The organism is Streptomyces sp. NPDC033178 (assembly GCF_055577685.1).
In genome coordinates, this window is the sequence record NZ_JBVIPT010000004.1 from 296,624 (window position 1) to 309,809 (window position 13,186).

The 13,186-nt window shown below is 71.1% G+C and carries 12 protein-coding genes; 9 read left to right on the forward strand and 3 right to left on the reverse strand.

Going from position 1 to position 13,186, the window contains the following annotated elements; genetic code table 11:
* The first annotated feature begins 446 nt into the window (after positions 1-446).
* Both ACZ5VQ_RS12040 and ACZ5VQ_RS12045 read left to right on the forward strand, forming a co-directional pair.
* Positions 447-680, forward strand: a complete 234-nt coding sequence (locus ACZ5VQ_RS12040) for a hypothetical protein (RefSeq protein ID WP_469104767.1) — start codon at positions 447-449, stop codon at positions 678-680.
* 106 nt (positions 681-786) lie between these two features.
* A complete protein-coding gene (locus ACZ5VQ_RS12045; protein ID WP_469104768.1) occupies positions 787-1,467 on the forward strand; it encodes a Rossmann-fold NAD(P)-binding domain-containing protein in 681 nt (226 codons plus the stop codon).
* 214 nt (positions 1,468-1,681) lie between these two features.
* Here the strand turns inward: ACZ5VQ_RS12045 and ACZ5VQ_RS12050 are convergent, their stop codons facing one another.
* Entirely contained in the window at positions 1,682-2,341 is a 660-nt protein-coding gene (locus tag ACZ5VQ_RS12050; RefSeq protein WP_469104769.1) for an FMN-dependent NADH-azoreductase, read from the reverse strand.
* A gap of 208 nt (positions 2,342-2,549) precedes the next feature.
* On the opposite strand from ACZ5VQ_RS12050, the gene ACZ5VQ_RS12055 reads away from it, so the two are divergent.
* The 4 genes from ACZ5VQ_RS12055 (at position 2,550) to ACZ5VQ_RS12070 (ending at position 6,379) form a co-directional block, all read left to right on the forward strand.
* Positions 2,550-2,921 (forward strand): winged helix-turn-helix transcriptional regulator, encoded by a 372-nt coding sequence (locus ACZ5VQ_RS12055; protein WP_055613058.1) that lies wholly within the window; start codon positions 2,550-2,552, stop codon positions 2,919-2,921.
* Positions 2,922-3,078: 157 nt separating this feature from the next.
* Complete coding sequence (locus tag ACZ5VQ_RS12060) at positions 3,079-4,512, forward strand: DUF2252 domain-containing protein (protein WP_469104770.1); 1,434 nt, start codon at positions 3,079-3,081, stop codon at positions 4,510-4,512.
* Between the two features lie 611 nt (positions 4,513-5,123).
* Positions 5,124-5,933: a J domain-containing protein gene (locus ACZ5VQ_RS12065; protein ID WP_469105012.1), complete on the forward strand. Its 810-nt coding sequence runs from the start codon at positions 5,124-5,126 to the stop codon at positions 5,931-5,933.
* 116 nt (positions 5,934-6,049) lie between these two features.
* Positions 6,050-6,379: a rhodanese-like domain-containing protein gene (locus ACZ5VQ_RS12070; RefSeq protein WP_200401672.1), complete on the forward strand. Its 330-nt coding sequence runs from the start codon at positions 6,050-6,052 to the stop codon at positions 6,377-6,379.
* Positions 6,380-6,553: 174 nt separating this feature from the next.
* On the opposite strand, the gene ACZ5VQ_RS12075 is transcribed toward ACZ5VQ_RS12070, so the two are convergent.
* Positions 6,554-7,690, reverse strand: coding sequence for an acyl-CoA dehydrogenase family protein (locus ACZ5VQ_RS12075; protein WP_469104771.1), 1,137 nt, complete (start codon positions 7,688-7,690; stop codon positions 6,554-6,556).
* Between the two features lie 310 nt (positions 7,691-8,000).
* Here ACZ5VQ_RS12075 and ACZ5VQ_RS12080 point away from each other — a divergent pair, with 310 nt between their 5' ends.
* Genes ACZ5VQ_RS12080 through ACZ5VQ_RS12090 form a run of 3 tightly spaced genes read left to right on the forward strand, consistent with a single transcriptional unit; the run spans position 8,001 to position 11,370 of the window.
* On the forward strand, positions 8,001-9,047 hold the full coding sequence (locus tag ACZ5VQ_RS12080) for a DUF5819 family protein (protein WP_469104772.1): 1,047 nt from the start codon (positions 8,001-8,003) through the stop codon (positions 9,045-9,047).
* Positions 9,044-10,567, forward strand: a complete 1,524-nt coding sequence (locus ACZ5VQ_RS12085; protein WP_469104773.1) for an HTTM domain-containing protein — start codon at positions 9,044-9,046, stop codon at positions 10,565-10,567. Before ACZ5VQ_RS12080 ends, ACZ5VQ_RS12085 begins: the two co-directional genes overlap by 4 nt.
* Positions 10,564-11,370 (forward strand): TrmH family RNA methyltransferase, encoded by an 807-nt coding sequence (locus ACZ5VQ_RS12090; protein WP_469104774.1) that lies wholly within the window; start codon positions 10,564-10,566, stop codon positions 11,368-11,370. The genes ACZ5VQ_RS12085 and ACZ5VQ_RS12090 overlap by 4 nt, the downstream gene beginning before the upstream one ends.
* Positions 11,371-11,461: 91 nt before the next feature.
* Here the strand turns inward: ACZ5VQ_RS12090 and paaN are convergent, their stop codons facing one another.
* Entirely contained in the window at positions 11,462-13,153 is a 1,692-nt protein-coding gene (gene paaN, locus ACZ5VQ_RS12095; RefSeq protein WP_469104775.1) for a phenylacetic acid degradation protein PaaN, read from the reverse strand.
* Positions 13,154-13,186: the final 33 nt, after the last annotated feature.

Here is a 13,186-nt window from a genome sequence, read left to right on the forward strand (position 1 = left end):
GGAGGCCCGTTCTTCGTTCCCCGGGACGTGCACACACAGTTCCCCAGGACGTGCACACACAGCCCCTGCGCCCCGGCCGACGACATGACGGGGCAGGCCCCCGGCGGTGAGGTATCTCACGGTCGGGGGCCTGCTTCGTATGGGCTGGGTCTTTGCTGGGGCAGGGCCGGGGAGGCGTCGCGCGGCGGGTCGATCCGGCCGGGCGACTGTCCGCCGGGTGCCAGGCTGGTCGCCCGGTCCGCCTGCTGGCACCCAGGCAGGGTCGAAGAAACGAATCCGCAGGTCAGCGCATCATTTCGTGATCAATCGGGCCGGTGCGTGCATCGACCCGATGCGGAACAACTCGCCTCAGTCGTTGTCTCGTTGTGGAAAGGCGTGTGCGCATCTGTATGTCAACGGGGTGCGCCGGGTGAGGCAGTGCCACCACATCACGAAGTGAGCCGTTCATGATTGATCAGCAGGCGGGCCGGGACCGGGCTCGGGATGTGCGACTGCGGTGGGCCGGGGTCGCGGCGTTCGCCGGGGGGCTGGTGGTGACGCTGGTCTTCTTCGGCTTCTTCCCCGGGCTCCCGCATGTCATCGACTGGGGGGCGATCGTCGTCGCCGTCCTTGTCGGGGCGCTCGTCCGGTGGGGTTGTCAGGCCTGGATGAAGAAGAAACAGGACAGCGCGAGTCGGTGAGGCAGCAGCATCCTTGGCGGGATTGAGTCCCTTCGGCCCTGCTGCGTGCGGCTAGTGCGGGCAGGGCCTAGGGTGCCGGTCCGGCTGAGTGGTGGGAGTGGGCTCTGTGAAGGTGATCCTCTTTGGGGCGACCGGGATGGTCGGGCAAGGGGTTTTGCGGGAATGTCTGCGGGACTCGGGCGTCGAGAGTGTGCTGGTGGTCGGGCGGTCGGCGGTAGGGGTCTCGCATCCGAAGCTGCGGGAGGTCGTGCGGGCCGATCTCATGGATCTCGGCGGGCTCGAGGGTGAGCTCTCCGGGTACGACGCCTGCTTCTTCTGCCTCGGGGTTTCGTCGGCGGGTATGAAGGAGGACGCGTACCGGAAGGTCACGTACCACCTCACGCTAGAGGTGGCGCGTTCGCTCGGCCGCTGGAATCCCGGGCTGACCTTCTGTTACGTGTCCGGGCAGGGGACCGACGGCTCCGCGCAGGGGCGTGTGATGTGGGCGCGGGTCAAGGGGGAGACAGAGAACGCGCTGCTCGCCCTGGACGGTGTGGAGGCGTACATGTTCCGGCCGGGGCTCATCCAGCCGCTGCACGGAATCCGGTCGAAGACCCGGGTGTACCGGGTGATGTACGCGTTGACCGGGCCCCTGCTGCCCGTCCTTCGGAAGCTGGCGCCCCGGCGGATCACCACGACCGAACAGGTGGGCCTGGCGATGATCGCGGTGGCCCGGGACGGGGCGGCGGAGCGGGTGCTGGAGACGGACGGGATCAACCGGGCAGCGGCAGCGGCGGCCGCCGCGTAGGGGCGACTTCCGTCGGGATGTGGCTCCCTGGGACCGAGAGGCGGACCCAGGGGGAAAGTGGGTCTCCTAGGGATACCCATCAGTGAAAGTGCCCTCTCCGTAGAGGGTGAAAAACGGTCGTGCGGCGTCGCTTCGGGCACATTGGGCGCCGCACGACCGGGGCGCGTGGTCACGTGGTGTGTACTCACGCTGTGCGTGCTCACGTGGTGAAGTGTCAGGCCGCCTTGGACGTGAGCTGGTCGGCGAGGGTCCTGGCCTTGTCGGCCGCCTCCTGCAGGGACTTGGCGCGGGAGGCCTCGAAAAGCGGGACCAGCTCGGCCATCGCCGGGTTGTGCGGGGCCATCGTGAGCTCCGGGACGATGAATTCGAGGTCCAGGGCAAGCATGTCCTTGAGGACGGCCTCCAGGTAGTTCTGCACGTACTCGTAGCCCGCGCGCGGGGTGCCCGGCGCATAGGAGCCGCCGCGGCTGGCGACGACGGTGACCGGGGTGCCCTTGGCGGACGGGGTGTCGCCCGCGGTACGGCCGAAGAGGATCACGTTGTCCAGCCACGCCTTGAGGGTCGACGGGATCGAGAAGTTGTACATGGGCGCGCCGATCAGCACGGCGTCCGCCTGCTCCAGCTCCTCGATGAACTTCACCCGCTCTGCGAAGGCGGCGGCCTGCTCCGGGGTGTGCTCCGACGGATCGGCGAAGCCGGCGCTGTGGGCGTCGGCGGTGATGTGCGGCACGGGATTCAGGGAGAGGTCGCGGTAGAGCACCGTGCCCTCCGGGTGCTGCTCCTCCCAGGCCTTGCGGAAGGCGTCCGTGACGGCGCGGGACGCCGAGGCGGGACCTGGGAAGACGGACGAGTCCAGGTGCAAGAGGGTGGCCATGAGTTCTCCAGTGAGGGTGGTTCGGCGTGGTTCGGCGATGTGGTCCGACGGAGCGTTGTCCGACGGGTGCGCCGAGGGAGCGCTGTGCCCTTGGCAGTCCGGGCACGGTGCGGCCCGTCGACATGGACTGCGTTTTTGTTCGTGACTATGAATAACATAGGTACTTACTTTTTTTCATCCCCTCATGAAGGGCCAGTACCCTGAAGGCATGGCGGTCCAGGAAAACCACGACGCTGCGTCGTGCAGGCGGGTGGACAACGGCATCACCCAGGTCTTCCAGGTGCTCGGAAAGCGCTGGACGGGCCCGATCGTGGCCGTGCTCCTGCCCGCCCCCGTCCACTTCGCCGACCTGCGCCGTGCCATCCCCGGCATCAGCGAGCGCATGCTCTCCGACCGGCTCACCGAGCTGGCGACGGTCGGACTGGTGGTGCGCGAGGTCGACGACGGGCCGCCGCTGCGGGTCTCCTACCGGCTGACGGAGGCGGGGGCGGCGTTGGAGCCCGCGCTGGGGGAGCTGGGCGCGTGGGCGAAGACGTATCTGGCCGAGGACGGTCGCTGCCAGGAGCAGTTCCGGAGGTAGCACCAGCACCGCCTGCGAGCTGTCTTCGGCACGGAGCCGACGCTGAGCTGGGGTGTTTTCCACAGACGCGGAGTTGTCCACAGGGGCTCACAAGGATCGGCGCCCGGCGGTACGGTCGTCTCGAAATTGATGTTCGTGCGCGGGGGAGGCGGTTCGGGTGAGCGAGACCGGTGGTGTGGTGGCCGGGGCGGCAAGGGTTCCGGCGGTGCGCGGGTTCGCGCGACCGTCCGGGGAGGGCCCGGCCAAGGGGCAGGGTTCGCCCAAGGAGGAGGGCAAGGCGCTGCGGGCCGGCGTCCCGCGCAGTGCGCACGCCTCCCTGGACACGAACGGCGACCGCCCGGACGCGGTGACGGCGGTCGACGCGTCAAACCGCGGCCGGATCTCCGAGCTCACGCCGATACGGGTCGGCCGGATGGCGGCCACCCCCTTCGCCTTCCTGCGCGGTTCGGCCGGACTCATGGCCTACGACCTGGCGCGTACGCCGCTGACCGGTATCGGCGCCCAGATCTGCGGCGACGCGCACGCGGCGAACTTCGGTCTGTACGGGGACGCGCGCGGCGGCCTCGTCATAGACCTGAACGACTTCGACGAAACGGTCCACGGACCGTGGGAGTGGGACCTGAAGCGGCTCACGACCTCGCTCGTGCTCGCCGCCCGGGAGGCGGGGGCCGACGAGGACACCTGCCGCAAGGCGGCGTACTTCGCGACCGGTTCGTACCGGCGCACCATGCGGCTGCTCGCCAAGCTCCCGGTCCTGGACGCGTGGAACGCCATCGCGGACGAGGAGTTGGTCTCGCACGCCGACGCCCACGACCTGCTCGGCACGCTGGAGCGGGTCTCGGAGAAGGCCCGTGGCAACACCAGTGGGCGGTTCGCGGCCAAGTCGACGGAGGTCGTGGAGGGCGGCGGGCGCCGCTTCGTCGACGCCCCGCCGGTGCTGCGGCGCGTGCCGGACGCGGAGGCCGCCGGGGTCGCGCGGTCGCTGGAGGAGTATCTGGCCACGCTCTCCGAGGACCGTCTCCCGCTCCTCGCTCGGTACGCGGTGCACGACGTTGCGTTCCGCGTGGTCGGCACGGGCAGCGTGGGCACGCGCTCGTACGTCGTGCTGCTCCTCGACCACCGCGGTGAGGCCCTCGTCCTCCAGGTGAAGGAGGCCCGTACGTCCGTCCTGGTGCCGCACCTGGCGACGGCCGGCCTCGCGGTGCCCGAGGTCGAGCACGAGGGCCGCCGGGTCGTCCTCGGCCAGAAGCGGATGCAGGTCGTCAGCGACATCCTCCTCGGCTGGACGTCGGTCGAGGGGCGCCCTTTCCAGGTCCGGCAGTTCCGCAACCGCAAGGGCAGTGTCGATCCCGCGGCGCTGGCCGCGGACCAGATAGACGACTACGCCCGGATGACGGGGGCCCTGTTGGCACGGGCGCACGCGCACAGCGCGGATCCGCGGCTCATCGCGGGGTACTGCGGCAAGAGCGAGGAACTGGACGAGGCGGTCGCCACCTTCTCGGTGGCCTACGCGGACCGCACCGAGGCCGATCACGCGGAGCTGGTGGCGGCCGTGCGGGCGGGGCGGATCGTGGGAGAGCTGGGGGTCTGACGGGGCGGGCGGCGAAGGGCCCGGGAAGGCGTGCGGGGAAGGCACCTGGCCAGGCGATTCGAATAGGTGGCTGAACCGTGGCCTAGGCTGGGCGGGTGACGACCCCGGAAGCTGATCAGCCCCCGTCCGAGCCTCTCGCGGAACCGGGCTCGGGTGAGCCGCGCGCCGAGAAGGTGCCGTCTGCCGAGTCGGACACCGAGGGGGCCGCCGAGCCGTCTGCCGATGCCTCCACCGAGGCATCCGTTGAGGCAGCTGCCGAGTCGGGCGCCGAGCCGTCGGCTGAGGCGTCTGCCGGGTCGGGTGCCGGATCGGGTTCTGACGTGCCGTTGTCGGACGTGGCCGGAAGCAGTGGGGTCGGAGGCGACGCGTCTTCGGACGGTTCCCTGGCGGGTGACCGGACGGCCGACGCCGCAGCGGTGGACGACTCAGCGGTGGATGACCCAGCTGTGGACGACCCAGCGGTGGGTGACGGGACCGTGGGTGACGAGACCGTGGTCGGCTCGACAGCGGACGACGAGTCGGTGGCCGGTTCGGCCGCGGGCGAAGGGTCGGTGGGTGGTTCGGCCGGGGGTGACGCGGCGGCAGGAGGCTCGAAGGCCGGTGACGCGACCGTGGGTGACGCCGGAGGAGAGGGTCAGGCGCGGCCCGAGGCGCGGCTGGAGCGGGCCGTTCGGGCGGCCGAGCAGGCGTTGATCGAGTTCGAGATCGCGGTGGAGACGTTCCGGGTCGAGGTGGAGAACTTCTCCAGGCTGCACCACCAGAAGCTCGGGCCGATGTACTCGCGGCTCGACGAGCTGGACGCGCAGATCGCCGAGGCGCGGGCCGCGAGCACCGGTGACCCGGAGGACGTACGCAAGGCGCAGGAGGCACGGGCCCGCGTCATGCCGATGCCGGGGATCGAGGAGTTGTTCCACGACTGGCTCGACTCGGACGGGCTGTCCCCTGAGGCTTCGGCCATGCTGACCGATCAGCCGGTGCGGCCGCCGCAGCGGGTCCGGCCGAGCGACGAGGCCCGAAAGCTCTACCGGGAGCTGGTCCGCAAGGCGCACCCCGACCTGGCGCAGGACGACACGGAGCGCGCGCGGCGCGACGAGTTCATCTCCCGGGTCAACGCGGCGTACGGCCGTGGGGACGAGTCTCTGCTCCGGGAGCTGTCCGAGGAGTGGGCCGCAGGACCCGTGTCCGAGGAGTGGCGCCCGAGCCGCAGCGAGGAGCTCTACGCCCGGCTCGAATGGCTCGCCCAGCGCAAGGAACTGCTCGCCCTCGTCGCCCGCGACCTGGAGGAGAGCGCGATCGGCGCGATGCTCAAGATCGCGCCGGACGACCCCGACCGGCTGCTGGAGGAGATCGCCGAGCAGCTGCTGGCGCAGGTGAGCGCGCGGGAGGCCGAGCTGGCGGGCCTGCTCGGCAGCGGGGCCTGAGGACGGGCTTCCGGTGACGTCGGTCCTGGGACCAGTGGCGTCCCGTCCGCGTACACCGGGCCGAGTTACGGAGCGGCCCGGTCGGGTAGCGTCGGGGCATGAGTTTCGGAGCTGGTGTGCCCACGGTCGAGGTCTCGGATCTCGCGGACGGTGACTTCCTGCTGGACGTCCGGGAGGACGACGAGTGGCAGGCGGGTCACGCCGAAGGGGCGCTGCACATTCCCATCAGTGACTTCGTCGCACGCTACGGCGAGCTGACCGAGGCGGCCCCGCAGGACGGCAGGGTCCATGTGATCTGCCGCTCCGGGGGCCGTTCCGCACAGGTCGCGATGTACCTGGTCCAGCAGGGCATCGACGCGGTGAACGTCGACGGCGGCATGCAGGTCTGGGCGGCCGCGGGCCGTCCTGTGGTGAACGCGGAGGGGCAGTCGGGGTTCGTGCTCTAGCCGCCTCGGGGCGGCCGGGTTCCCGGCCGCCCGCCCGCTTGCTTCAAGGCCGCCTGCCTGTCTCAAGGCCCCGCCTGTCTCAAGGCCCTGGCTCACTCCAGAGCCTCGCGCTCATCCCAGAGGCCTCGGGTTCGTCCCCCGGGTCTCGGGTTCACCCCCCCCCGGGCCTCGCGCTCAGCCCAAGGGATGCGCAGCCAGCAGGTCGCCCAGTGTCTCCTCGTGGGCTGCCGCCGGGCCGAGTGAGAGTTCCAGGTGCTTGGCCCAGGCGTGGTACCGGTGCAGGGGATAGTCGGTGTCCGCGCCGATGCCACCGTGCAGATGCTGCGCGGTCTGCACTACACGGCGTACGCCCTCGGAGGCCCAGATCTTGGCGACGGCGATGTCACCCGACGCGGGGAGCGCCCCGCCCGCGCCCGAGCTGATCCGCCACGCGGCCTGCCAGAGGGTCGCCTCCATCGCGCGCAGGTCGATGTAGCGGTCGGCGGCCTGCACGGCCACGGCCTGGAACGTGGCGACCGGGAACCCGAACTGCTCCCGCTTGCCGGTGTATTCGCTCGTCATCCCGAGCACTCCTTCACCCAGCCCGAGCGCCAGCGCGCACGTCCCGGTGGCGAGCAGGTCGCGCAGCGACTCCCAGGCTCCGTCGGCGTCGATGACGTCACGGGCGGGAACGCGTACGGAATCCAGCCGGAGTTCGCCGAGCCGCTCGCCCGTTGTCGAGAACTGCTCGGCGAGCAGCACGCCTTCGCGGACGCGGGGGACAAGGGCGAGCACGGAGCGGCCCGAGTCGCTGCTCAGCGCGGGTACGAGGACGAAGTCGGCGTTCTGCGCCCAGGGGACGGCCGTCTGCATCCCGTCCAGCACCCACAGGTCGCCCTCCGGCCGTGCGGTCACGGCGAGTTCGGCGCCGTCGTGGCCGGTGCGTCCGTTCGCGGCGACCGTCAGGACCAGCTCACCCCGGCCGGCCCGGGCGAGCAGGTCCGCCTTCAACTCCTCGCCGCCGTACGTCTGCACGGTCACGGCGGCCGCGGTGCTTTCCAGCAACGGCACCCGCGCGAGCACCTTCGCGGACTCGCGCAGCACGAGGCAGAGCGCGACGGCGTCCAGGCCCGCGCCGCCGTGGCGGGCGTCGAGCAGCAGGCTCAGCAGGTCCGCGTCGGCGAGTTTCGCCCACAGGGCGCGGTCGAAGTCGTCCGCGACGGCCCCGGCGGTGAGTGCGGGACTCGGCACACCGTCCGGCGCGACCCCCGCGAACACCGCCCTCGCCGCTTCCACGGCCGCCTGCTGCTCCTCGCTGAAGGTGAAGTCCACGGCCTTGTCCTTCCGGCGGATCCGTTGATCTGGCGGAGCGTCAAGATAGAACAGGTTCTACAAGAAGGGAACGGTGCGGGCGGGTCGGTCCGGCGGACCGCCGGAGGGCTGCCGGCCGACAGGCCGACCGATCGGTCGGTGTGTTCGATTCGGGGAGGAGCGAGGGTCGTAAGGTGTCAACCGCTGTGGATAACCTCGTGGCCTCTGTGACCCATGGGACTGTGCTGGGCGGGCGGGCCTGAGTACCGTGCCGGTGCGACTGTCGCGGGACGGGCGACAGGAATCGGACAGACTTCGGGAACGGGGCGGAATGGACGCGTACGACAAGGGCTCGAACGCCCGGCCCGTGCCGGGCGAGCCCGCGGCCGCCGTCCCCGACAGCCTTCCGCCGGAGGGCCACGAGACCTCGGACGGTCACCAGACCGCAGACGATCACGGGAACTCGGACGCCCACGGCACCCCGGACAGTCCTGAGCCCCCCGACAGCCATGGCTCGCCAGCCGGGCAGAAGCCCTCCGGCGAGGCTCTCACCCGGATCCCCCAGCAGCACGGCGACCAGCAGCACGGCGATCAGCAACGCGACGACCAGCAATACGGCGACCGGTACGGCGACAGGCAGGACGACGACGAGCGGTACGACGACACGGCCCTCGCCGGTCCCCCGCTCCCCCCTCCCACCGGCATCGCCGCCCTCTCCCTCCCCTTCCAGATCGCCGCGGCGCTCGCGCTCGCTGTGGTCGCGGTCGCCGCCTGTGTGCACGTCGGCATGGTCTTCCTGCATGTCGCGCCGTCGAACACGGTCACCAAGCAGCACGGGCAGGCGATCGACGAGTGGATCTACCCCGAGTTCGAGCAGAACTGGAAGCTCTTCGCGCCCAACCCGCTGCAACAGAACATCGCGGTCCAGGTCCGTGCCGAGGTGCGGGCCGCGGACGGTGACATCAGGACGACCCGCTGGTACGACCTCTCCGCGCTGGACGGTGCCGCCATCGACGGCAATCTGCTGCCCAGCCACACGCAGCAGAACGAGCTGCGCCGGGCCTGGGACTTCTTCGTGGCCACGCACGACAACGCGAACCGTCCGAACGGCCTGCGCGGGGCCCTCTCCGAGAAGTACCTGCGCCGCATCGTGGTCCTGCGCCTCGACCGTGAGCAGGCCGGCGGCCGGGGCGCGGCCGTGCAACAGGTCCAGGTCCGCTCCCGTACGACCAATGTGCCGCCTCCGAAGTGGAGCCAGGAGCAGGTGTCCGACAAGCCCATCGTCCGCGAGCTGCCCTGGTGGCCGGTCTCGGAGGCCGACCGGCCGGCCGGGACGCGGCCCGCGGAGTCCACGGGGACGGAGGCGAGCGCCCGATGAGCGACCTCGGCCACGGCCCGACGGGCAACCACGACCCCGGGCCCACCCCGCCGGGCAACCATGATCGCCCGGGCAACCGTGATCGCGGCCCCACACCGACCGGCGCCCCAACCGGCACTCCGGCGAGCACCCCCGATCACCACCAGGCGAGAACCTCAGACCACCACCAGGCGCACAGCCTCGGTCGTGACCAGGCGAGCAGCCTCGGCCAGGACCGGACGCGCGACCTCGGCCGTGAGCGGCTTGCCGGCCGGATAAGCAGGTTCGACCGGAAGCACCGCGTCGACCGGACCCTCGCGCACGCCATCACGCGCGTCACCGGCGAGGCGCTCGGCCCGTACCAGAGCGCCGTGATCCGCATAGGCTTCGCCGGTACCTGGCTGCTGTTCCTGCTGCGGGAGTTCCCGCACCGCGAGGAGATGTACGGGCCCGACGGCCCCTGGAGCTGGGATCTCGCCCAGCAGCTCATCGCGAGCAACCACGCCTTCACGGCCCTGATGTGGGCCGACGGCCAGGTCTGGTTCGGGATCGTCTACGCGTTCGCCGTACTGTCCAGCCTTCTGCTGATGCTCGGCTGGCGCACCCGGACCATGTCCGTGCTCTTCATGGTCGGCGTGCTGTCCCTGCAGAACCGCAGCATCTTCATGGGGGACGGCGGCGACAACGTCATCCACCTCATGGCGATCTACCTCGTGCTCACGCGCTGCGGCCGCGTCTGGTCGCTGGACGAGCGGCGGGAGCGCCGGGCCCGGGACGCACGCGCGCGTGGAGCGTGGCCGGGCCCGGACAGGGTCGGTCCCGCCCTCTGGACGGTGCTCGGCCTCGTCCTGGCCGCGGCCACACTCGTGGGGAAGGTCGACGGCGGCTTTCTCGGCGGCTGGCTGACCGTCTACTGGGGGATGTGGGCCGTACAGGGCCTGTGGTGGCTGGCCGGACGGTACGGCCGGAGCGTCCAGCCGCGCATCCTCCTCGACGTGGTCGCCAACCTCGTCCACAACGCCGCCCTCTTCGTGATCATGGCCGAGGCGTGTCTGATCTACGCGACCGCCGGCTGGTACAAGATCCAGGGTTCGCGCTGGCAGGACGGCACCGCCGTCTACTACCCCCTCCACCTGGACTACTTCTCCCCCTGGCCGGCCCTCTCCGATCTGCTGTCCGCCAGCGGTGTGCTGATGTTGCTCGTGACGTACGGGACGGTGATCGTGCAGGTCGCCTTCCCCTTCACGCTGTTCAACCGGCGGGTGAAGAACGTTCTGCTTGCCGCCATGATGACCGAGCACGCCGTGATCGCCGTCGTGCTGGGCCTGCCGTTCTTCTCGCTCGCGATGATCGCCGCCGACGCCGTGTTCCTGCCGACGTCCTTCCTGCGCCGCGTGGGCGGATGGGCGGCACGCGCGCGTGGAGGGCTGTTTTCGCGTCTGGGCCGTACGCGTACGCTCCCGGGGCCCCGCAAGGAGCCCCCGAGCACCCCGGAGACGGCCGAGACGGCCGAGCACCCGCACGTAGGCTTCACCGCATGACGGACGACCCCCGCGACCTCGATTCCGTCGACCCGCGCGACTCCGAGCCACGAGACCTCGACCCACGCGACCCCGACCCCGTGAGCGCCTGGCGTCGGCTCGCCGGCACCTCCGTGCTGCTCGACGGCTTCCACGCCCTCAAGCACGCCGTGCGCTTCCGGGCCGAGATCCCGGTGGCGGTCACCGCCGACCGACAGGCCACGCTCGCCCTCGCCGACGACCTGGCCCCGGACGTACGGGACACACTGGACGTCCTCCTGACGGAGGTCCCGCAGGCCGCGTACGAAGCCCTCGTCCCGCGCCCGCACCCCACCGCCGTGGCCGCCCTGGCGGTACGTCCCGAACGCGCCGCCAACCTGCGGGCGCTGGCCCGCACGCCACGCAGCGCGCCCGTGGTCGTCCTCGACCAGCCGCGCAACCTCGGCAACGCGGGCGCCGTGATCCGGCTCGCGGCCGGCTTCGGCGCGACGGGGGTCGTCACCACCGGCACGCTCGATCCGTGGCATCCCACGGTGGTGCGCGCCGGGGCGGGCCTGCACTTCGCCACGGCCGTCGAGCGGCTGACCGTGGACGAACTGCCGGCCGGGCCGGTGTTCGCCCTCGACCCCGAGGGCGAGGACATCCGGGCGCTGAAGCTCCCGGACGACGCGGTTCTCGCCTTCGGCTCCGAGCGCAGCGGACTGTCCGGTGAACTGCGTGCCCGCACGGACCACTTGGTCTCGCTGCCGATGCGGCCCCAGGTCTCCAGCTACAACCTCGCCACCAGCGTGGCGATGACGCTGTTCCACTGGAGTGCCTCGTAGGCATGGGGCGCCCCATCAGGGGCGCGGGGAACTGCGCGACCAGCCACAACGGTCCGCAGTTGCAGGACGTCCCGCGCCCTCGGCGACATCCTCACGCCTCCCGGCGAACCTCCACCACGCGGAACCGGTTGGCCACGAACGCCCCGTCGCACAGTGCGGCGTTCGCCGCCGGGTTTCCGCCGGACCCGTGGAAGTCCGAGAACGCGGCGGTCTGGTTGACGTAGACCCCGCCGGTCAGGTTGAGCGAGAGCTGGGCGCACTCCTCCAGGCAGGCTTCCTGGACGGCTTCCTCGACCTCCTCGGAGGTCGTGTACGCGCCCACCGTCATCGCGCCCTTGTTGGCGATGGTCCGCCGCAGCAGTGCCACGGCGTCCGCCGCCGAGTCGACCGCTACCGCGAAGGAGACGGGGCCGAAGCACTCGTTCATGAACGCGGCTTGGTCGTCCGGCTTGGCGCCGTCCAGCTTCACGATCACCGGGGTGCGCACGACCGCGTCGGGGAAGTCGGGGTTGGCGATCTCCCGTGAGGCGAGGGCGACTTCGCCGAGACCGGCGGCCGCCTCCAGGCGGGCCTTCACGTCGGGGTTCACGATCGCGCCCAGCAGGCCGTTCGCTCGGGCGTCGTCCCCGAGGAGTCCGCCGACCGACTTCGCGAGGTCGGCGACCACCTCGTCGTACGTCCTGGGGCCCTCCTCCGTACGGATGCCGTCGCGGGGGATGAGGAGGTTCTGCGGGGTCGTGCACATCTGGCCGCTGTAGAGGGACAAGGAGAAGGCGAGGTTCGACAGCATTCCCTTGTAGTTGTCGGTCGACTCCACGAGCACCGTGTTGACGCCGGCCTTCTCCGTGTAGACCTGCGCCTGGCGGGCGTTGGCCTCCAGCCAGTCGCCGAACGCCGTCGAGCCGGTGTAGTCGATGATCCGGATCTCCGGGCGTGTCGCCAGGGTCTTGGCGATGCCCTCGCCCGGGCGCTCGGCGGCCAGCGCCACCAGGTTCGGGTCGAAGCCGGCCTCGGCGAGCACCTCGCGGGCCACCTGGACGGTGAGCGCGAGCGGCAGCACCGCGCGCGGGTGGGGCTTCACGAGGACCGCGTTGCCCGTGGCCAGGGAGGCGAACAGGCCCGGATAGCCGTTCCACGTCGGGAAGGTGTTGCAGCCGATCACCAGCGCGATGCCGCGCGGCACCGGTGTGAACCGCTTGGTCAGCGCGATCGGGTCGCGCTTGCCCTGGGGCTTCGTCCACTCGGCGTTGTCGGGGGTGCGGACCTGCTCCACGTACGCGTACGCCACCGCCTCCAGGCCGCGGTCCTGCGCGTGCGGGCCGCCCGCCTGGAACGCCATCATGAAGGCCTGGCCGCTGGTGTGCATGACCGCGTGCGCGAACTCGTGGGTGCGGTCGCTGATCCGCTTGAGGATCTCCAGGCACACCACCGCGCGCATCTCCGCGCCGGTGTCGCGCCACGTGCGCTGCCCCGCGCGCATGGCGGGCAGCAGGGTGTCGATGTCCGCGTGCGGGTACGTGATCCCCAGCTCGATTCCGTACGGCGAGACCTCGCCGCCCACCCAGTCGTCGGTGCCGGGCTGGCCGAGGTCGAGGCGGCCGCCCAGGAGGGCGTCGAAGGCGGCCTTGCCCGCTGCCGCGTCCAGGCTGCCGTTCTCCCCGTACGCCTTGGGGTGCTCGGGGTGTGGCGACCAGTACGCGCGCGTGCGGATCGCTTCCAGCGCCTGGTCGAGGGTGGGCCGGTGCTGTTCGATCAGCTGATGCGCGGTGAGTTCGGCGGCCATGAGGGACCAACTCCTCGTCTCATGAGCTCTGCG

Bases quoted from the DNA above. Each gene is read 5' to 3' on its own strand.
- ACZ5VQ_RS12040 (WP_469104767.1), top strand. From the start codon at position 447: ATGATTGATCAGCAGGCGGGCCGGGACCGGGCTCGGGATGTGCGACTG.
- ACZ5VQ_RS12050 (WP_469104769.1), bottom strand. From the start codon at position 2,341: ATGGCCACCCTCTTGCACCTGGACTCGTCCGTCTTCCCAGGTCCCGCC.
- ACZ5VQ_RS12055 (WP_055613058.1), top strand. From the start codon at position 2,550: ATGGCGGTCCAGGAAAACCACGACGCTGCGTCGTGCAGGCGGGTGGAC.
- ACZ5VQ_RS12080 (WP_469104772.1), top strand. From the start codon at position 8,001: ATGGACGCGTACGACAAGGGCTCGAACGCCCGGCCCGTGCCGGGCGAG.
- ACZ5VQ_RS12085 (WP_469104773.1), top strand. From the start codon at position 9,044: ATGAGCGACCTCGGCCACGGCCCGACGGGCAACCACGACCCCGGGCCC.
- ACZ5VQ_RS12090 (WP_469104774.1), top strand. From the start codon at position 10,564: ATGACGGACGACCCCCGCGACCTCGATTCCGTCGACCCGCGCGACTCC.
- paaN (WP_469104775.1), bottom strand. From the start codon at position 13,153: ATGGCCGCCGAACTCACCGCGCATCAGCTGATCGAACAGCACCGGCCC.